The sequence below is a fragment of the Paenibacillus sp. SN-8-1 genome, assembly GCF_050995535.1.
Taxonomy (GTDB): Bacteria; Bacillota; Bacilli; order Paenibacillales; family Paenibacillaceae; genus Fontibacillus.
The window spans coordinates 1,670,224-1,690,076 of record NZ_CP194782.1 but is presented as its reverse complement, the minus strand read 5'-3'; the positions used below and the strand labels follow the sequence as shown (position 1 = coordinate 1,690,076).

Sequence of the window (19,853 nt, the reverse complement as noted above, 5' to 3'; positions counted from 1 at the left end):
CCTTCTATTTACAAATAGGTATGTATGTACTAGTGAAGTCTATATCAAACTTACAGAGTGGAATATGATCTATTTCATATTATTCCAACCTGTTAAGTAGTATTTAGATTATATTGCATCAATCACAATCTGTCCAGATACTGGATGAGTATGTAGATCGTGGCCATTTTGTAATCTTGTTAAAAAAATCAAACTAAAAAAAGAGCATTGCAATTCCTATAAAATTGGAATTACAATGCTTTTCTTATGGCTACAACTTATAGTGAAACTGTATTTTTTTACACCATGAAGGTGTTTTCATGAAAAGAAGTCAGCCAGAAAACTGGACGACTTCTTTGTTTTATTGCAGGAAATATGCAGTTTAATAATAGCCGTCTGCAATTATCTGCCGATACGCGCGAATGGAACAGTCAATAGATCGATGTCGCTCCACTCTTTAGGAGAGTTGGATTCTGAAACTCCAGGTGTATCGGAAGTCGCTGGATCATTAGGAAGGGTATCCATTGGCGAGAACTCGCCTTGGTGCAGCATTACACCGATACCTTCATTCTCAATATCCGGATTGCCGAGTGCGCTAAGCGGGATTTTCGCTTCATAGAACGTGTCACGGTTTGGATCATGGCCAAGTGTCATGAAGTTTACAAGCTTGCTTGGATTATTAACATCATCAGCATCTTTCACGCCCCATAGCGTCGAATACCCTTTGCCTTTAGCAAATTTAACGGTAATACCGGCTGCGGCGCCTGTCTTATAGTTCACTCCAGCATCGTCAACCGGGAATAGACCGTTAACGGCTCTGGAAATGTAACCGGAGTGGAACATGTTCGATGCGATGTTAAATTGATAATCAGGAAGATCCAGACCTCCCCAGAGTGGCTTATTTCCATTCTTCTTCCACATATCATTGGTTGCGCCAGCACCCCGAATCGTATCAAAAGCAAGGGTCTGCGGCATATCCATAGAACGGATCGGTGTGCCGCCTGCAGAACCAGCATTAGCAGGGTCAACGATGTCAGTGACATCTACATACTGCCAGGCCAGATACAGGTACTCATTGTCCCATGCTGCCCACAAATGGGTAAGATCCATTGGCGTTTCATGCATAGACCAGTTGCTTCCAAGTGAACGCGGATCATCACCGGCCATGTCGATGGCAATCAGCATGTCATCTGTCCATTCACCATTGTTAATTCCATCAATTGTGATTGGAGTAGATATCCGCTTACCAAATGAGGGGTTAGTGGAATACGGCTTGTCTCCACCAGGAATAACGATAATATCTTTCGATGTCACCACGGTAAGCTCAGCGCTTGCTGCGGAGAAGTTATTTGCTGCATCGAAAGCCTTTACAGTGTAGGTATACGATGTTTCAGCAGTCAAACCTGTGTCCTTGAAAGTAGTTGTTGTTGAAGTTCCTACCTTTACTGCACCACGATAGATGTCGTAACCTGCCACAGCAACATTATCTGTTGAAGCCGCCCAGGACAGGCTTACCGCCGTGGATGTCTTACCGGTCGATATAAGGCTTGCTGGAACACTTGGCGCTTGTGTATCAGTTCCAGCTGAAGTTCCAACCGTTACTTCATTGCTGGCAGCCGAAAAATTACCTGCAGCGTCGTAAGCTTTAACTGTGTACTTATACGAAGTCGCTTCAGTTAATCCTGTATCGGTAAAGCTTGGAGTAGTTGAAGTACCCACTTTAGTTCCATTACGATAAATTTCATAACCGCTTACGCCAACATTGTCTGTCGAAGCTGTCCAGGACAGACTTACCGAAGTAGCGGTACTGCCAGTGGAAGCAAGACTCGCAGGTGCGCTTGGCGCTTGTGTATCACCAGAATCTCCTGAACTGAACTTCATGTCGTCAACTACAAAACTTCCCGCACCATCTGCTTCAGTTCCACGAAGGATAGCATAGACTCTAGCGCTTGTAGCAGCTGCCGGCACCTTCCCACTGAGCTGCAGAGGAACAAAGCTGTCACTTACTTTACTGTAGTCAACCTTTGCATAAGAGATATAAGTGTTGCTCGCATTGTAGAAATCGATGTACAGCTGAACCTTCGCATTGGTTAAGCTGTCGACTTTGAATTGGCCGCTTGCAGTGTATGAAGCATCACCTACAACCGGAACCGGTTGAGACACCATAACCGCATTATTGTTAGCCATGTTGGACCCAGTCAGCTTCTGGGCCTTGCTGCCAGATGCAACTGGTGCTGCAACTACTTCAAATGAAGAGGTCACACCTGATGTCGCTGATTTGGCCCAACTGTTCGCCACACCGTTAGTACCGGTATACGTTTCAAAGCTTGGGTTAACAAGCAGGTTGCTGCTGTCTACAGCAAGTGTCTTCACACGGAAAGCCGCGCTTTCATCAGATACATTATTAGCAGCATCACGAGCCTTCACGGTAAAGCTGTAATCCGTATTTGGCGACAGGCCTGTAACTTTAAAGCTTGTGGTTGCTCCCGCCACACTTCCAGCCAAAACACTGCCGCTGTATATGTCGTATCCCGTTACCCCAACGTTATCCTTTGACGCCGTCCACTCAAGAGCAACACTGGTTGTAGTTGCTGTACCCGTTACATTGGTTGGCGCCGAAGGTGCAGTGGTATCACCCGCGCTCGGTACTTCAATAGTTACTTCATTGCTGTTAGCAGAGAAATTATTTGCAGCATCACGAGCGCGGACTTGGTACTTGTAAGTCGTACCTTCCTTTACGGTACTGTCGATAAAAGTTGTTGCATTCACCGTAAATGTCTCCGTGTTCGTACCACTCTTACGAGTAATTTGATAATCGGCTACGCCAACATTGTCAGTAGAGGCACCCCAAGTCAACGTGATTGTCTTAGGAGATCCACTGCTGAGATTGCCAGCAAGATTAGCTGGAACAGAAGGAGCAACCGTATCTACTCCTTGCGGTTTCTCCCCAAGCTTCACTTGCCCTGGAGCATTATTAATGCCAGGAATATAAATATTGTCGCCTTTGTTGAAGAAGTAGTTCTTCTGACCGTTACTGTCCCAAACATTGCTTCCGTTGTTGAAGCAAGCCTCCAGACGGGTTGCAGTTCCAATATCAACAGTAATTTTTTTGTAGCCAGGGTTCAGAGAATCATTCTCCATCTTCACGCCCGGAACGGACGTCCAGGTGCCACCCTCGGCACGATAGTGAATATTAACATTTGTCCAGCCCTCTTTGTAGTAGACGGTAACCTTGTTGCCTGGCTTTGGTTCTTCCGGTTTACCGGCAGTCACTTTACCTGCGTCATAGGTATTGTCGCCTTTGTTGAAGAAATAGTTCTTCTGATTGTTGCTGTCCCATTGACCGCTGCCATTATTGAATGCTACCTCCGCGCGTGTTGCCGTCGAGGTACCCAGGTCAATCGTGTACACAGCATATCCCGGAAATTCAGAATCTGCCATTTTCACACCAGGAACGGCTGTCCATGTTCCGCCTTCGGCGCGATAGTGGATGTATGGAGTTGCGTATCCTTTTTTGTAGTAGACAGTAACGGTGTTATCCGTACCTTGTTCAGGTGGATTGGTCTTGACACTAAGCTCGTTACTTGGATCAGAGATTCCGCCAGATTGGCTTCTGGCAATAACTTTATAGGTATATGTTGTCTCTGCAGTCAAGCCTGTATCCTTATAAGTTACTGCTGATGGCGATCCAACCTTGATATTGTTGCGGTATACATCGTAGCCGGCAATTCCGGAGCTGTCAGTTGACGCATTCCAAGTCAATGTTACGGTCTTATCTGTCTTCGCAGATACAGCCAGGTTTGATGGAGCCGTCGGTTTAGTTTTGATACGTGGATCTGTATCGAACCATGTGCTTCCGTCATACCAGCCTGTTGCTGTTCTTGTGAAGCCAGCCTGGTTCTGGGCAGGCAATTGTTTGCCTGTGCTGTCTTTAAAAATAATCGTAGCTTGTTCAGCTTTGTCGAAGGTGTACACATACCAGTCTCCGCCATCGCTTGTCATTGCTGGTGCTGTAGCCCAGGTTGGGTCATTGTCCTTAGGCGCTGTACCGTAGAAGTAGATCGAAGGTGTTCCCCATCCGGCTGGTTTCTTGAAGTAAATTTCCAGCTTGGCATTAGGATCGCCCTTCGTAAAATCGAATGATGCCGTACCTTCGCCATTTTCATTTACAGCGTACATTTTCAGTGTCTTCGTGTCATTAATGGCCATGCCTGCGCCAATTGTGATTGTTGTTCCATTGGTAAATGCAGTTCCGTTAATCGGATCACTGCCATCCAGCGTGTACTTGCCGCTGTCCGCATTTTTGACCGAAAGCGTTACAGTAGTCGTTTCCGTTTTGAATTTACCTCCTGCTGGTGAGGCAGTCAGAACCGGGAACTTTTTGTTCACACCAACATTTTCAATCAGAATAACCCCGTTGACTCCAGCGGTAAATTTAGCTTTGCCTCCGCTTACAACTACTTCGTTCTTCGTGTAAGCATCGCGTACAGTTGTACCATCCGGGAATACGCCGGATACATTGACATCTACAGTTCCGGAAGCTCCTGTAGCCACAACTACTTTATCCAGAATATCATCCTTCTCATAGATGCGTGAGAACGTATAAGGGCTATCCGCAAGCTTCTTATGAGTTCCTGCGCCTACTGCAATGTGGTTGTTTCTGAATTGTCCAAGCTTCTGCCAATGTGACAGAACACTTTGGTTAATGCCGCTCCAGTTCATATCTGAACGTGAGCCTTGGTCCGGGTCTGATCCGGTAGGCCCGAACGGCCTTGCCGTCTCATCTCCATAGAAGGTCTGCACCGCGCCAGGAAGCAGCAGCAAAGCTGTACCTGCATCAATCAAGCCAGCACGGTTGTACAGATTTCTATCGTGGGACGAGATGTAGCTAAGCATATTATAGTTGGGCAGATCGTTATTAAACTCACTTGCGTAACGAGAGAACAGTCCTTCCAGATCGCTCTTATTCGCATTTTGGAACGAGAAGTTGATTAAGGAATCAAATCCATTGTCGAAATAAGTGCCGTCTCTGCCGAGACCTTTATCGTACACTTCACCTGTCATCCAGAAGTTATCTGTCCAATTTGCTCCCGGTTTCGTAGGATTGTTCTGTCTCCACTTCGCCAAGGCACTGCTTGCGCTAGTCTTGAGTTCTTTCCATCTGTCTGCCTGAACGTGCTTCGCAGTATCAACACGGAAGCCATCAACTCCGAATTCCTCGACCCATGAAGACAGCCATTTGATCATGTAGTCCTTAGGAGCGACGTTCAAGTCTTGGCGGTATTGCTTGGCGGCTGGAACAATCCAGTTGTCGTATCCGCTTGTTTCTTTGTTGAACTTCGTTTTCAAGATCGGTGGTAGACCGGTAGGAGTAGTAGACTCCGTCTTGATATCAGGCAGGAACCCTACGCATTGCGTCAGATCGCTGCCGCCGCATTGATCGTAACCCGCAATATTGTTGGCGCGAATCCAGCTGCTTCCCCACCAGGAAGCCCATGCACTCGAATTATTCGTATTCATAATGGTGTTGTGCGTGTGCCAGTTCTGGCCTTGGTTCTTATCTGGAGTCCAGTTGCCGGCGAGTCCGCCGCGGTCTCCGTACCCGTATTCCGCCATGTCCACAAGTGTCGGATAAGCGACATGGTTCATAACCACGTCAAAGACAACGCGGATTCCCTTGCTATGAGCGAGATCAACGAACTCGCGCATTTCATCGATAGTACCTATGCTCTTGTCCATTTCAGTGAAATCAAGACCATAGTAGCCGTGGTATCCATAGTGAGCAAAGTCACCATCTTTACCGCCTACCCAGCCGTGCATTTGTTCCCAGGGAGCTGTGATCCAAATTGCATTTGTACCCAGATCTGTGAAGTAGCCTTCCTCCAGTTTCTTGGTCAGGCCTTTAATATCTCCGCCATGGAATGTTCCCACATTCGAGCCCCAGGCATCAGACTTAGGTCTGCCATAAGCGCCGTCATTGCTGGTATTCCCGTTGTTGAAACGGTCTGTCATGACAAAATAAACATTCGCATTATCCCAACTGAATGGGTTTGCTTCTTGCTGCTGTCCGCCGTTGCCGATTTTCACTACAGCAGGAGCACTGTATGCTGATTTCTGTCCGATCGTATCTACTGCTCTGACTGTGTAGGAATATGTTTTGTCATTTGCTATTGTTGTGTCTGAATATGCCGTTCCCGTTGTTTCGCCCTTCAGCGTACCGTCACGGTAAATTTCATATTTCACAACACCCTTGTCATCCGTAGAAGGACTCCATGTCACGTTGACAGAAGTAGTGCCTACTGCTGTTCCCTTTACATTCGTTGGTGCAGTTGGAAGCTGGTCTTGCGTTCCACCGTCACCTACGGTAACTGTAGTCGCAGTGCTGAATGCAGATTTCTGTCCGATCGTATCGACAGCCTTAATCGTATAAGAGTAGGTCTTGCCTGCAAGAACTGTTGAATCCGTGTAGGCAGTGCTAGTGGATTCACCAATGAGAGCGCTGTCACGATAGATTTCGTATTTGACTACTCCCTTGTCGTCACTAGATGCTGTCCATTTCAAAGTAACGGATGTAGTGCCTGTTGCTGTTCCTTCAACATTTGTTGGTATTGTAGGAGGTTGATCGGTTGGAGTTGCCACATCAGGTACCCATACCGATACAGAACCATCTTTAACCTTGAATGTACCATTACCATTGGAGCCAATCGTTACTTTATCAGAGAAGTTGCCTGTGATATCTTTCCATTGTTCACCGGCGTGGCTTGTTCCGACATACATCGTTTTTGATCCGCCGGTACGGTCTGTCATCACTGTTGCCAAGCCGGAGTTCGGTTTGCCAGCCAAGCCTTCACGAGTCCAGCCGATCAAGTCATCATTATCCAGATAGTCGTTTTGTTTGCCGTATGCGTAATCCTTGCGTGCTTTCAGCAGCGGATCAAGCTTGCTTTTCAGAGATTGGATTTTACCAGTTCCAGGACCAGCCGTGCTGCTGCTTCTTGTACCATAGTAGTCACCATAGAATACCGAAGGATAACCTTCCTGGCGTGTTAGCGTGAACGCATAAGCAAGTGGTTTGAACCAATCAAGAACCGGTGCGCCATGTGCATCTGCTAAACGGTCAGGCTGCGTATCATGATTCTCAACAAAAGTAACGGACTTAACCGGATTGGTTCCTGTCAATGTTCCGCTGGCCAGGTTGCGCATGCTAAAGCCTCCATTGGAGCTGGAAGCTGCCGCAAAGTTGTTGCGGAGCGGGAAATCAAATAAGGACATGCTTTGATTCACTTTGCCCAGGTAAGAATTCAATTCATCTGTACCACCGATATATTCGCCGACAGAGAACAGCTCCTTGCCTGTTTTGGCACGGGCATTTTCTACGAAATCCTTCATGAAGCTAAATTTGATATGTTTAACAGCATCAAGTCTGTAACCATCCAGCCCCATTTCGTTAACGTACCATACGCCCCATTTTTTAATTTCATCTGCAACTGCAGGATTATCATAGTCAAGGTCGGTACCCATCAGGTAATCGTAGTTGTCTTTCTCGGTGCTAACCTCCCAATCCCATGACTTGCCTGGGTAACGATAAATTTTACCGTAGTCATCTGAACCATCAAAGTCCGTCCAATCCCATTTGAAAGAGGAATAGGCATTGTTACGGCCATCAAAATTGTATTTGGTGTAAACGTTTGTATTAAACTCGCCAATCGTATTGTTCCGGTTCTTGCCATCTACTTGCGTAACTCTAATATTCTCGCTTTGATCGCCGCCCATCATATGGTTGACTACGATATCGGCGTATACCTGAATATTATTGTTGTGAAGTGAGTCGATCGCCGACTTCAATTCAGCTTTCGTACCGTATTTGGTACGTACTGTTCCTTTCTGGTTGAATTCACCCAGATCATAGAAATCATAAACGCCATAACCGACATCATCGATTCCCACGTGGCCCTTATAAGCAGGTGGTATCCAGATCGCTGTGATACCCACATCGCTCAGATTAGCGGCTTCAGCAGCAAGATGGTTCCAATGTCCACCATCCTTAGGGGTATTCCATTCAAAATACTGCATCATCGTGCCATTAACCGGCACACTGCTTGTTGCTGCTGGCGCTGCTGCCTGCGTTACTGCAGACGCTGCTGTTGGGCCTGCTGTGACTGATGCCGCGTGGGGCTCTGCGGCCCCTACTGCCCGAGCCACTGTCGGCTTTGCTGCCGGGGTCCCTGTGGCTGCTGCTGCTTGCCCCGCCGGCAAGACCGCAACGCTCCATACCGCCGAGCAGAGCAGCATCATACATAGTAAAACTTTGAAACTCCTTTTACCCATTAACTTAATTCTCCTCCTCTAACCTTTGGTATGAAACGAGTAACGTGATCCTGACCAGAAAGCGATATGCTTTAAAAGGCTGGATTCATGCGAAAGCAATCGTTTTCATCCAAAATTAATTTTACCAACTTATGTTAAAATTCAGTTAAAGTAAGGGAATAAGTTTTTAAGAAAAGTCATAGATTAGTAGATAAACGTTGTGTTAATGTTATGCATCCATGGATTCTATCATGAGTGAAACCGATCCATTAAATTTATAGCCGGCACCTCTAACCGTATGGATAAATATCGGTTCACTCGGGTTTTTCTCGATTTTTTGCCGCAAGTTATAAATATGAACCATGACGGTTCGTACGTCCCCGTGCTTAATGTCCTTCCAAATGAGATCATATAGAGTTTCGGTGTGAAATACACGATTGGGGTTCTTTGCCAGAATAATGAGGAGTTGAAATTCTTTAGAAGATAGAGAGACTTCCTTGCCATAGGCTATTACTGAGTGGGTAGTAGGATCGATCTGCAGGCCTGGATAGACTATCAAATGTCGTTGATTAACAGGGAAAGCCCGCTTATACCTACGGAGGTGTGCTCGAATTCGGGCGAGCAATACTTCAAAGCTGGAGGGTTTGGCAATAAACTCATCTGCTCCCCGGTTCAAGGCTTCAATCCGGAGATCATCCTCAGTATGATGGCTTGTACAAAGGACTGGTTTATCGCTGAAATTGCGAAGTTCTGTGCACAAGTTCAAGCTGTCTGCTCCTGGCACAGACAGGTCAAGAATAATTAAATCAGGATCTTGAGAATGAATGAAGCTGACTAATGCTTGTCCGCATTGAGCATATCCAATAGAATCATAACCATATTCTAGTAAAGATTGAACCAAAAACTTGCGAGTTTCAGTATCATCATCAACGATTACGATTTTTTCCCGCATTCATTTTCTCCTTCTTTAATATTTGAAAACGCTTTCTAATGGTGTTGAGAGATAGCCCACCGCATTTCCATAGCGGTCGTTTGTTGGCCTATCCCTGGTAAAACAATAGTTTGAAGTTATTGTTATTTTTAACCTATTGTAGATATTAACATTACAAAGTGACCTTTAGATCGGGTACAAAGTCCTGTTATTTTCATACATATTTATTATTTAGAGTATAGTTTTGACTAATGTCATTCTTACATAATAAAAACTCCTCTCCAGAACTTGTGATTAGACAAGCACTGAAAAGGAGTATTATCGTCTGGATCATAGGATCATCTACAAATTGTTCTCTTGCTCTTCTTCCCGGAAGTAAGCTCCAACTATAACGGTAACGAGGCAGGCAATTAATACCGAGCCAAAAGGTACTGTGTGAAATAAATATGTAAGTAAATCAGGCGCTTTAGTGAACATCTCAATTTTAAAATAATCTAGTATAAAGGGAACTATAAACCATCCTAATATCACGGATATCAAAGTTATGAAGAAGGTAGCTACCAGCATATTATTACCTCGCTTAAGGAGAGAACCCAATCATTGATATCAGGATTAATTTTTTTTCTCCATATCAATTTTCGATATTGAAATAGACATCGTTAAACATACCTATTACTTTCACTGGGTGCATACCATCATTAATCGTAAATACCGAAAACAGGGTGTAGTTATCACGGGCTGTCATAGCACTCAGTATAGGTTTTCCAATAAGGTTTGTCATTCCTGCTGCAAATGCATTGTTGCTAGAGGATGAGACATTTATGTGATCCACTACATACTCAGTAAAGTCCTCCTTGGAAGGATTAGTTGCTGCTAAGATAATCGCTATAACTATTAATATGGCTAGAAATCCAAATGAACCTTTCTTCTTCCCCCCATGATTTTGGATCTGAGTTGTAGAATCCATATTGTTATGTGTAAGATTAATTTCAATCTCCCCCGTTTAAAGATAGGTATTTAGATGTCTGAATTATAAACTGTACTGGGACATACTGTAAATGAAATTTGGTTCATAATACTTAGTACCCTTCTCTTATGCAACCTATTTACCAAAACAACAGTATACCTCGTTACCGTTAGTCCAAAGCAGCATTTCCGACCTTCACATGAGTGAAAACTTTCGTTCTCATCGTTCAGGTTAGGATTTTAAGATATAAAAAAAAGGAAATCCCTTATTTCAAGGGATTTCCTTTTTAAAAAGATGCCGAGGACCGGGATCGAACCGGTACGGTAGTCACCTACCGCAGGATTTTAAGTCCTGTGCGTCTGCCAATTCCGCCACCCCGGCGTAATTACGCCACTTTCAGCTGAAAGCCATTTTACATTATTGGCAACGAAATAGATCATACCATGTTGCTTGCTAGTATGTCAACACTATCTATAAACCCCAACTTTTTATATGGATTGAACTAAAAGACTGCGTGATCGATTCTTTTGTATAACAAGTGTTAGCCTTGATCTATGCGCTCATTTCTTTAATTCATTCCATATAGATAGAAATGTATGAACTGCCTTTTTCCTCACATAATAAAGTGAATAGCTACAACCATTAAGGAGGCAACCATGTATAACTGGCGGAAAATAGCCCTTTCCCTGATCTTAAGCACTGGCGTAATCTTAGGTTATGGGACCTCTGTGGCGGCTCAAGAGGCACCGATGGGACGTGATTACTTTGAACCCCGGGGGGAAATTGTATGGGAGGTTCCTACTGAGGACAAGGTGGTTGCTCTTACTTTTGACGATGGACCTGACCCCAAGCAGACTCCTGTCATCCTTGATCTGCTCGAACAATATCAGGCGAAGGCAACCTTCTTCGTGATTGGTAACCGGGCTATCCAATATCCGGAGCTTCTTAAGAAGATGTTCACAAAAGGGCACGAAATTGGCAATCACACCTACAACCACACGTATTTCAATGCGAGAAATTCCCAATTATTCGATAAAGAAGTCACCCGTGCTGAAGAATCGATATATAATGCTACAGGGAAGCGTTCCGTCCTATTCCGCCCACCAGGCGGTTATTACAATAAAAATATTGTAACTTCGAGTCATAACAAAGGCTACCAGGTTGTATTATGGTCCTGGCATCAGGATACACGGGACTGGGCAAAACCTGGCGTGAACCGGATCGTGAACAAGGTCCTTGGTAATCTCCGCAGCGGTGATATTATTCTCATGCACGACCATGTGGAGGGCAGCTCCCAGACCACTCTCGCTCTAAAGACCATTCTCCCAGAGATCCAAAAACGCGGTTATCGCTGCGTTACCGTCAGTGAGCTGCTGAAGCATCAGAAGCATGCAGAACCCGTAAAAGATGTGCAGGACAACGATAAAAAGACAGGGCTGTAGAACAAAGTGCGGGCCCTGAAGGCCCGCTTGTTCCAATACAAGAGAATCCTCAGATCCACAAACCGCGGGTGATGATGACAAGAAGAATGAAGAGTACAAGAATATAGCCAGTGGATGACCAGATTCCTGCGGAAGGCGCTGGAGCATGACACACAGGGTGCTCATATACAGGTGGACAGTGATGATAATGAGCTCCATGTATGTGCATATGCTCATTTTCATAACCGTGTGCTGGAGATGTAAAAGTCGGGCTTTGCATTGGGGCACCGTATCCCATTCCCAATTTTTTGTTCTCTGTCATGCCTAAGGCAGCATTGTTCATTGATTAACTCCTCCTTGATAGTTGACTTACCCTACCATATGCCCGCTGGCGCCTGATGGGCTGGGTGTACGCCCCTTTGGAGGAAATAAATGCGGAAGTGGAGGACGAGCCTGGAGGGTTAATGCTGTGCAATGTCTTCTATTTTCCAAGAAACATATTCGCTACCATTACTCCTACGGTTATCCCGATTACGTACTTGAGCAGATCAAGCCACATTTTGCGTTCTGCGCTGCTGTCTTTGCCTGCCTGCTGAAGGAGTGTGAATATCTTATTTTCTAAAGAATCGAACTTGGCCATCATCGTATTGAGCTGAATTTCCATTTTTAGGTTGGACTCTTTAAACTGGTTGATACTCTCATCATGACGATGATCGTTTTCTTCCAAGAGCTTGATTTTTGTTATCGTGTCAATGTTCTCAGCTGCCAGCCGGGTAAACTCATTAGATAGTTCTGCAAGTCCCTTTTCCACCTCTTCAAGCCTTTGAATACAACCTACTTTCTCAGTCTCTCCCTCTTTATTCAAGTTCCCGTCAACCATAACGAGCCTCCTTTCTACACGAAAAAAGTTTTGCTAGATGTGCCCTCGTTATTCCATGGGCTTAAAAATATGCCTAGCGGCGCTGTTTGTTTATTCTGATCCAAAATTGCCTCTATATGGAATGAACTAAAGAAATGAGCGCATGGATCAAGGCTAACACTTGTTATGCAAAAGAATCGATCACGCAGTCTTTAGTTCAATCCATATAGTTGTGGCCATTAGCGCAACAAATTGTTCTACAGCTCGTTTAACTGAACAAAGAGAATATTTGAAGAGGGGGAGCATTTAGTGAAAACGACATCCCTGTTGGGAATGTTGGTTCTAATTGTTTTTTTAGCGGCCTGCGGACAAGAAAAGAAGGTTGAAACCTCTTACCTGGAGGTGAAGGCATATCAAGGTGACCGGCAAGAGGTTCTGAAGGTGATAAATAAGCGCGTCCAGTATTTCAATAATCGTGATGAAGAACAATATCCAGCCGTCTTCACATCCTCGAGTTCTCAAAACAATATCGATGCTTATAAGGGAGATGATACGCAAATCACGGTCCTCAAGAATCCAAAGTTTTTGAATGAAAGCAAAGATCAGATAGCTGTAACGGTTCGAGAAGAATATAAAGATTCCCCTTATGGTTCCGTAGGAGATACAGTGTATTACTTATTCAAGCAGGATGATGGAAGTTGGTTAATTAATGGTTTGGACTGATTTAATTATGAGGTTTGCCGCGTTCATGATACAACCAACTAAGGTGTATTCTACAACTTAGAACCATTAAGAACGAGCTTTCATCCATGCGTGACTAATGATTTCGAAATTAGAAGGTTATCATGTCTTTCTAACATCGATTTGATTCTTAACCGCTATTCTCATATTCAACTCCTTTCCTATTAAAGATCATTACCGGGAAGCCAAGCTCTCGGATCATTCCGCTAAAATATAAATGACCGGTCTCTACCGAGCCGGTCTACAATTATGGGCTTGTCCGCCTTCGGTGTCCTTTGCTTAACTTCCCGATGATATAACTATAACACCGGTTTTGCCTAATGAACGGCCATCTTCCGGCCATCAAGCGGCCACTTTCCGGCCAGCCCTAACGATCTCAAATAGAGAGTCTTCTTCCAACAGTATCAACTCCAACCAGACTCCAAAAGCAACAAAACCAGCTGACCTAGGTCAACTGGTTCTGTGAAAAGCACCCATATAAAGTTGTTACCTCACGTTCTCTATAAATCTTAAGCCAGGACCTCAAGTTTAAGAGCAAGGGCAAGCTTGTACATAGCCTGTGCCTTCACCCTGCGGTACTTACGCTCACTTACGCCAAGATCTCCACATACTAGATAGTCATAAGTATCATCCGTGTCCAAATATCGCTGACGAATGAGGTCCCTCTCAAGCTCACTCAGACACATCAGGGCTTTATCCATCATGACGGACTTTCTTTCCATCAAAAGCTCTCTGTCCGCATTCCATACCGCATGGTTCTCCGTTGTTTTACTAACCATATTGGTTGATCCATGAACTCGAGGCTCATACCTGGAAGTGGTTCCAGCCTCTCGCCGGATTATTCCGATACGTCTAAAGATACGAACCGTCTCCAGTTCCTCTTCGACCCGCTTCCGTGTGGCTTCATTATTGACGGCAGGCAGTTCATAAGTTAACTGCAAAGCGTTACCTCTACTCTTCATCATAATCATATCCCCATTCTCCGTATTTTTGGCAACAATTTGTTTCCTGGTAAATCTCATTATACGCAACAAATTGTTGCTGTCAATCGCAAATAAGAAACTAATTGTTGCGTACTTCTTCACACAATGGGTATAATAGAAATAAGCGAGGTGATGTAGTGTTTACGGACAGATTAACTCAGCTCAGGCTCTCCAAGGGCTTGACCCATCAAGATATGGCTGATAAATTAGGAATGACACGGCAGGGATACGGACATTATGAATCCGGCAAGCGCACGGTCGATTCCGAAACCTTGGCAACCCTCGCAGATATACTGGAGGTAGATGCAGACTACCTGCTGGGCCGAACCTCACAGCCTAAGCACGAAGAGACCGGGATTGCTTTTTACGGTGGACCGGATCAATATAGCCAGGATGAGATTGAAGTCATGGAAGCTGCCCTTAGAGCTTACCGGGAACAAAAAAAGAAGCTGCTTCGGTAGAAAGTCCTGCCCTTACATTAAGGGCATTATTTTTCGTCTTATATACGAACATACATTCCCTAACTGGAGGAATCTGTTATGGATTTATCTTTTTACTATGAAACCGAGCTTGAACAATGGATCAGCTCCCGCTACATACAACATGGAATTCTTCATCCCTCGGATTTGGATATTGATGAAGTATCCGCTGCCTTCGAGGTTGATCTTGTGGAATATGAGGGTCCGCCTTTCAGCTGTAATATGACAGACGTCATCTTCCTGCCCAAAGGGATGGATACGCTCACTAAGCGGCTTGTCTTCTTTCACGAGCTGTGTCATGTTCTCCGGCATGCGGGTAATCAGAGACATATGCCTGAACTCTTCCTGCAGCAGCAGGAGATAGAGGCAGAGCGATTTCTCCAATATGCCGCAGCTCCCTTCTATATGATTAAGGAGCTTCCACTTGGGGAGAGACAAAAAGAAGCTGTTGAGCTTATTTCCGCAGAATTCGCACTTCCCTATAAATTCTCTTACACGAGGCTGCTGCAAATTCAGAACCGGATTCTTAATCAGATCACCGCTCAGGAGAATGCAAGGCTATCAAGTTCTAATGAAGATGGAATTGATGCTCATCGACAATCTGCACAGTCCGAGGAAACCAAGCGGATATTGACTCAGCTATCCAGACAGCTAAGCAAGGGAGTGAAGAAGTTTTGGCAAGATTAGGTGTCTTAACAGAGTTTGGTATAGATGCCCAGGCTCCAGCAATTCTGCTGGTGAAGTTAGATCTGGAAGAACGGGACTGGTCTTCTATCCTGTATCTACAGGTAACGCCGCCATGGGAGCAGTTTGAGCCAGAGGAATTTGGGGATGGGATCGGAATCACGGTACTCCTTGAGGATATCGTACAGGTACAAGGGAATGAGGACTTTATCGGGATCGATCTTCCACGCATCCACCAGCGTCATCAAACGTTAGATGTGGATCAATTGATCATTCGGCTTCAAGATATTGAAGAGGTGCTGAGTGCGTATATGTGATAGAAATAATAAAAAAACCGGAAAGAGCTATGCTCTTCCCGGCATCTTCCAAACGCTTAACGGTGCTCGAACAAATCGATTGTCCCGAGTACAATATGAGCCAGACCAAAACCGAGCGCTCCAGTTGCAGCCATCTTGTACCGGCTTCTTAGCATGGAAGCAGCTGTAGCTGATACCACTGCACCAAGAACCGTTGGAACCAAGCCTTCACGCATGCCTAACACTCCCCTTAAGTTTGGTTTGAAAGACACCATTTATTCTGGGTGAAATTAGGCTGGATTATTCATACTCCCCGGCGAATGTCTATCCTGGCGGTAATCGATTTGCTTTTCCGCGGCCATATATGATCTTGAGCTCTTCCATTGCGGCCTGCTCCTCGTTATCGATACACCATTCTCGCAGTGCCTCAATCGCCTTTAGCTTACCGTTGCCACCATCTCGCCAGGTCAGCAGTTCTGCCACTTTAATCATAAGTGCTACCAGACTGCTGTTATCCTGCTTCGTCTTTTCAGCCTTTATTTTATGAAATAAAGCCTCTCGCTCCCAATCCAGCAAAATCTCTTCCCCTATTGTAGGCTTAAGCAGAGAATAGACCTTACTGCATTCAGGACAGCGAACGGCCTCTACTTGTTGGCTTTTGAAGAGCACACTAATATCATGATTGCAGACCTGACAATTGAACTTCACATTAATCTCAGGTATAGGTAATTCCATTTTGCATTGGCCCCCCAACTTTGATGAGTATTCGAGTCAAAAGTACAATATGTTTACCCAAAACTAGGAATTAGGAATCTTTTTCATCGTAAGTTGCAAGGAGAACTTCTATTAGGACTAATACAAAATGGATCATGTTCAATTTTTGGTTATTTTTACTAATTAAATATACCAAGAAAAACTTCCAGCAACAACACTTTTCACACATAAAACAAAGACGAGCCTAATCGACTCGTCTTTGCCTATCTTCATTATTTACCGTTGTGATGAATTAGATGAAAGTACGGGTAATAATCACCAGCAGAATAAAAAGAACCAAAATCACTCCTGTGGAAGTAAAAACAGGATTTGGACGATTCACTTTACATTCACTCATCGTAGTTCCCCTCCCCTCGATCCCGAGTCTAAAGTAATGTATGCTCCTCATCTGCCGGGTGCAAGGGCACTCTGGAAAGTCATTATACAATCGCCGTTATGGACAGCAAAAAACCCTTGCTTCGCAAGGGTCCTGCACGCTATGGGCCCTGAGGGACTCGAACCCCCGACCAATCGGTTATGAGCCGACCGCTCTAACCAACTGAGCTAAGGGCCCTTGTTACCTTTTTGATAAAAAAGTATTGCGGGGGCAGGATTTGAACCTGCGGCCTTCGGGTTATGAGCCCGACGAGCTACCGGGCTGCTCCACCCCGCGTCAGTAAATAGCGACATCAATTAATATACCTCATGAACACGCCATGAGTCAAGTGTCACCATTAAAGAATAAATCGAACTCCATATTTGCCCCGGCGGGAACGGAAAATTTCTATTTCACTTAGATCGTCCAGACCATAGATCCAGCCATCATGCTCAAGTCTGCGGGCCAGGCAGCCTGCTTGAAACTTCGTTCTATATAGTTTGTTAAAGTACACCCATTGCATGGATATCCGCTCACTTTCTTTTTTGATCAATACTTAGCTCTACCCTTATTATGTCCAGATTGAACCAAAAAATAGTCGCACAAAAAACCGTCCTCTGAATATTTCCAAAGGACGGCAGGTGTACTTTTAATGTGGCTATAACCCGGTTAACTTAACCTTTGGTCGCAGCTCCATCGGTTGGTGGGATATATGGAGTTCCATCAGGCTGGAACTGTGTTTTTGGGTTCTTTTTGATTTCCTGAAGCATTTCATTCCCTTTTTTCTCCCAGGCCTGGAGAGCTTCTTTTGGTGTCTTCTTATTGTCGATAACCTCTTGAATGAAGTTTTGTCCTACCATCGTAACTCCATATATACCCGGCTTCTCAGTTTGAAGTTTCTCATCATTCGAGTTCACAGGCGGAATAGGCTTCAACTTATAGAAGGCAGCCACATTGTAATTAAGTCCACTCACTGGCTTGATAAAAGATTTGCGGGATACCATTTCATAGGATGTGCTTCTTGCTTTAATCTTGGCCCAATCTGGTCCATTCACAAACTTAATGAAATCCCAAGCGGTATCCGGATTCGGTGCACTTGCATTAATAGACATATAATTACCAAGGTAGATGTCCCCACCAACGCCCGGCTTCTCCGGATGTGTAGGAATGGTTACAACATCCCAGTCGAAGGTTTTGAGCTTTTTGTTCGTCTTCGCAGCCTCGCTCATTCCAGACAGCTCCGTAACCAAGCCAACATCGCCTATAGCCATTGCTGTTTTTCCAGACATGAAGACATCGTTATCAACTGGACTATAGACCTGATTTTGCTGTGGGTTGTTCATTTGTGTATTCTCAAATAAAATTTTATCTTTTCTCAGCTGTACAATCGTGCTGATCGCCTTTTCCCACTGCGGTGTATTTACCGTCATTTTTTCCCCTTTTTCATCAAAGTATCGCAATTGCAGTGGTTGAATGTATCTATACAAATCATCACTCGCACTAGCGCCATTATAACGGTTAAATGCGAAGCCATAGATCCGGTCTTTCCCTTGACCTTTAGCTACACGTCTAGCCAGGTTAAATACCTCATCATAGGTCATGCCATCTTTAGGAACTTCTACGCCGGCGTCCTTAAAAATTTTCTTATTATAGAAGAGGGCAGAAGGCATAAAGGTTGGTGCCAAGGCATAGATGTTGTTATTACCCATTTGCTTAATTCCATCAATAACTGAAGGAACTATGTCAGCCGTATCAAACTTATCCTCTTGAATCATCGGATCCAGCTGTTTCAACATGTTCTCGTCAATCAATTTCTTCAAGCTGTTCGTGTCCGAGACAATAACGTCAACCGGATTACTGCCGGTCATCACCTTCTTCAAACTCTTTAGGGTATCCGGCGGCTGATAATTCTGGTTCTCCGAATAACGCATCTGATCACTATTGATGGCAGGCACTAGTTCTACAGTGACATTAGGATGGGTGTATTCATATACTTCCGTGAACTGCTGTCTGAAATATTGATCGTTCCCTCCACCGCCATACAACATTCCGATACGGAGCACCTTGGGCTCATTGCTGTCCTTCGCCTTATCCGAGGTACAGCCTGCGATCATCCCTGTGAGCATGATTGCAGCAAGACTTGTTGCCAAAATTTTGTACGCCTTACCAAATCGGTTTCTCAAGATTCTTCCTCCTTAATTGGTTTGGGTGGTGTAATTACAATCTTCCCTCCATCAAATTCCATGCTGGCCCTTCCCCCAATTCCAAGAGCCTCCAGGTATTCTTTGGGAACTTGCAGTCTACCAACCCGGTCAACAACAACGAATGCTTCATGAACCTCCTGAAGTCCGCCTTGATTGCCAAATCCACCTTCTTCAGAAGTCATGTCAAGTCCCGGGTTCCTCTTAACGAACTCTGTGCTTGTAAGTCCGTCACGTATCGCAACAACCCGGTCAACTTTGCTGGCAAGCGTCAGGTCATGCGTAACGATGACTATAGTAAGACCAATCTCCCGATTGATCCGGCGGAATATTTCCATAATTTGATCTGAGGTACGGGTGTCTACTGAACCCGTTGGTTCATCAGCAAGAAGCAGCTTCGGGCGATTAGACAGACCGATCGCAATGGCTACGCGCTGCTGTTCCCCCCCGGATAACTGATGAAGTTTGTTATGCATTCGGTCTTTCAGACCGACCCATTCCAGAAGCTGCTTCGCATAAGCACCATCAACCTTGCCGCTAAGCATCATGGGCATCTCGACGTTTTCCAGTGCCGTCAAGTAGGGCAGCAGATTCCGGGCATTATTCTGCCAGATGAATCCGACCGTGTTCCGCTTATACTGAACCAGTTCACTCTCATTGACTTTGAGAAGATTCCATTCACCCACAATTACCTGACCGGCAGATGGATGATCCAGCCCCCCAAGTATATTGAGAAGGGTTGATTTGCCACTGCCGCTATTCCCGATAATGGCCATCATTTCACCGTCTTCAACCGTCAAATTGAGACCTTGCAGTGCGACAACCTCGATATCCTTCGTCTTGAAAATCTTGACTAATCCTTCGCAGTGAATCACA

The 19,853-nt window shown here is 44.9% G+C and carries 17 protein-coding genes and 3 tRNA genes; 5 read left to right on the top strand and 15 right to left on the bottom strand.

Features of this window, described 5'->3' with window-relative positions:
• Positions 1 to 381 precede the first annotated feature (381 nt).
• The 4 genes from ACRRNK_RS07800 to ACRRNK_RS07785 form a co-directional block, all read right to left on the bottom strand.
• Positions 382 to 8,307 carry an alpha-amylase gene (locus ACRRNK_RS07800; protein ID WP_433946184.1) on the bottom strand — a complete coding sequence of 2,642 codons (7,926 nt, stop codon included), beginning with the start codon at positions 8,305 to 8,307 and terminating at the stop codon, positions 382 to 384.
• 208 nt (positions 8,308 to 8,515) lie between these two features.
• Entirely contained in the window at positions 8,516 to 9,238 is a 723-nt protein-coding gene (locus ACRRNK_RS07795; RefSeq protein WP_433946183.1) for a response regulator transcription factor, read from the bottom strand.
• A 610-nt stretch (positions 9,239 to 9,848) separates the two neighbouring features.
• Complete coding sequence (locus tag ACRRNK_RS07790; protein WP_433946182.1) at positions 9,849 to 10,184, bottom strand: hypothetical protein; 336 nt, start codon at positions 10,182 to 10,184, stop codon at positions 9,849 to 9,851.
• A 295-nt stretch (positions 10,185 to 10,479) separates the two neighbouring features.
• A tRNA-Leu gene (locus ACRRNK_RS07785) sits at positions 10,480 to 10,565 on the bottom strand.
• A 275-nt stretch (positions 10,566 to 10,840) separates the two neighbouring features.
• Between ACRRNK_RS07785 and ACRRNK_RS07780 the strand changes: the two genes are divergently transcribed.
• The gene (locus ACRRNK_RS07780; RefSeq protein WP_433946181.1) at positions 10,841 to 11,626 is read left to right on the top strand and encodes a polysaccharide deacetylase family protein; all 786 of its coding nucleotides are present in this window, start codon (positions 10,841 to 10,843) and stop codon (positions 11,624 to 11,626) included.
• 49 nt (positions 11,627 to 11,675) lie between these two features.
• Here ACRRNK_RS07780 and ACRRNK_RS07775 read toward each other — a convergent pair whose 3' ends face one another.
• A complete protein-coding gene (locus ACRRNK_RS07775; RefSeq protein WP_433946831.1) occupies positions 11,676 to 11,780 on the bottom strand; it encodes a YjcZ family sporulation protein in 105 nt (34 codons plus the stop codon).
• A gap of 306 nt (positions 11,781 to 12,086) precedes the next feature.
• Complete coding sequence (locus ACRRNK_RS07770; protein ID WP_433946180.1) at positions 12,087 to 12,485, bottom strand: hypothetical protein; 399 nt, start codon at positions 12,483 to 12,485, stop codon at positions 12,087 to 12,089.
• A gap of 288 nt (positions 12,486 to 12,773) precedes the next feature.
• On the opposite strand from ACRRNK_RS07770, the gene ACRRNK_RS07765 reads away from it, so the two are divergent.
• A complete protein-coding gene (locus tag ACRRNK_RS07765; protein WP_433946179.1) occupies positions 12,774 to 13,187 on the top strand; it encodes a hypothetical protein in 414 nt (137 codons plus the stop codon).
• 527 nt (positions 13,188 to 13,714) lie between these two features.
• Here ACRRNK_RS07765 and ACRRNK_RS07760 read toward each other — a convergent pair.
• Entirely contained in the window at positions 13,715 to 14,227 is a 513-nt protein-coding gene (locus ACRRNK_RS07760) for an ArpU family phage packaging/lysis transcriptional regulator (RefSeq protein WP_433946178.1), read from the bottom strand.
• Positions 14,228 to 14,325: 98 nt separating this feature from the next.
• Between ACRRNK_RS07760 and ACRRNK_RS07755 the strand changes: the two genes are divergently transcribed.
• From ACRRNK_RS07755 to ACRRNK_RS07745, 3 genes are all read left to right on the top strand, one after another.
• Entirely contained in the window at positions 14,326 to 14,649 is a 324-nt protein-coding gene (locus tag ACRRNK_RS07755) for a helix-turn-helix domain-containing protein (protein WP_433946177.1), read from the top strand.
• Positions 14,650 to 14,727: 78 nt separating this feature from the next.
• Positions 14,728 to 15,354, top strand: a complete 627-nt coding sequence (locus ACRRNK_RS07750; RefSeq protein ID WP_433946176.1) for an ImmA/IrrE family metallo-endopeptidase — start codon at positions 14,728 to 14,730, stop codon at positions 15,352 to 15,354.
• Positions 15,342 to 15,668, top strand: coding sequence for a hypothetical protein (locus tag ACRRNK_RS07745; RefSeq protein ID WP_433946175.1), 327 nt, complete (start codon positions 15,342 to 15,344; stop codon positions 15,666 to 15,668). The genes ACRRNK_RS07750 and ACRRNK_RS07745 overlap by 13 nt, the downstream gene beginning before the upstream one ends.
• 56 nt (positions 15,669 to 15,724) lie before the next feature.
• On the opposite strand, the gene ACRRNK_RS07740 is transcribed toward ACRRNK_RS07745, so the two are convergent.
• The 8 genes from ACRRNK_RS07740 to ACRRNK_RS07705 form a co-directional block, all read right to left on the bottom strand.
• Positions 15,725 to 15,883, bottom strand: a complete 159-nt coding sequence (locus tag ACRRNK_RS07740; RefSeq protein ID WP_433946174.1) for an asparagine synthase — start codon at positions 15,881 to 15,883, stop codon at positions 15,725 to 15,727.
• Positions 15,884 to 15,971: 88 nt separating this feature from the next.
• A complete protein-coding gene (locus ACRRNK_RS07735; RefSeq protein ID WP_433946173.1) occupies positions 15,972 to 16,382 on the bottom strand; it encodes a hypothetical protein in 411 nt (136 codons plus the stop codon).
• Positions 16,383 to 16,653: 271 nt separating this feature from the next.
• Complete coding sequence (locus ACRRNK_RS07730; protein ID WP_433946172.1) at positions 16,654 to 16,758, bottom strand: YjcZ family sporulation protein; 105 nt, start codon at positions 16,756 to 16,758, stop codon at positions 16,654 to 16,656.
• A 142-nt stretch (positions 16,759 to 16,900) separates the two neighbouring features.
• Positions 16,901 to 16,974, bottom strand: a tRNA-Ile gene (locus ACRRNK_RS07725).
• A 25-nt stretch (positions 16,975 to 16,999) separates the two neighbouring features.
• A tRNA-Met gene (locus ACRRNK_RS07720) sits at positions 17,000 to 17,073 on the bottom strand.
• A 61-nt stretch (positions 17,074 to 17,134) separates the two neighbouring features.
• Entirely contained in the window at positions 17,135 to 17,329 is a 195-nt protein-coding gene (locus ACRRNK_RS07715) for a hypothetical protein (RefSeq protein WP_433946981.1), read from the bottom strand.
• A 121-nt stretch (positions 17,330 to 17,450) separates the two neighbouring features.
• The gene (locus ACRRNK_RS07710) at positions 17,451 to 18,959 is read right to left on the bottom strand and encodes an ABC transporter substrate-binding protein (protein WP_433946171.1); all 1,509 of its coding nucleotides are present in this window, start codon (positions 18,957 to 18,959) and stop codon (positions 17,451 to 17,453) included.
• A complete protein-coding gene (locus ACRRNK_RS07705) occupies positions 18,956 to 19,852 on the bottom strand; it encodes an ABC transporter ATP-binding protein (RefSeq protein ID WP_433946170.1) in 897 nt (298 codons plus the stop codon). Before ACRRNK_RS07705 ends, ACRRNK_RS07710 begins: the two co-directional genes overlap by 4 nt.
• Position 19,853 lies beyond the last annotated feature (1 nt).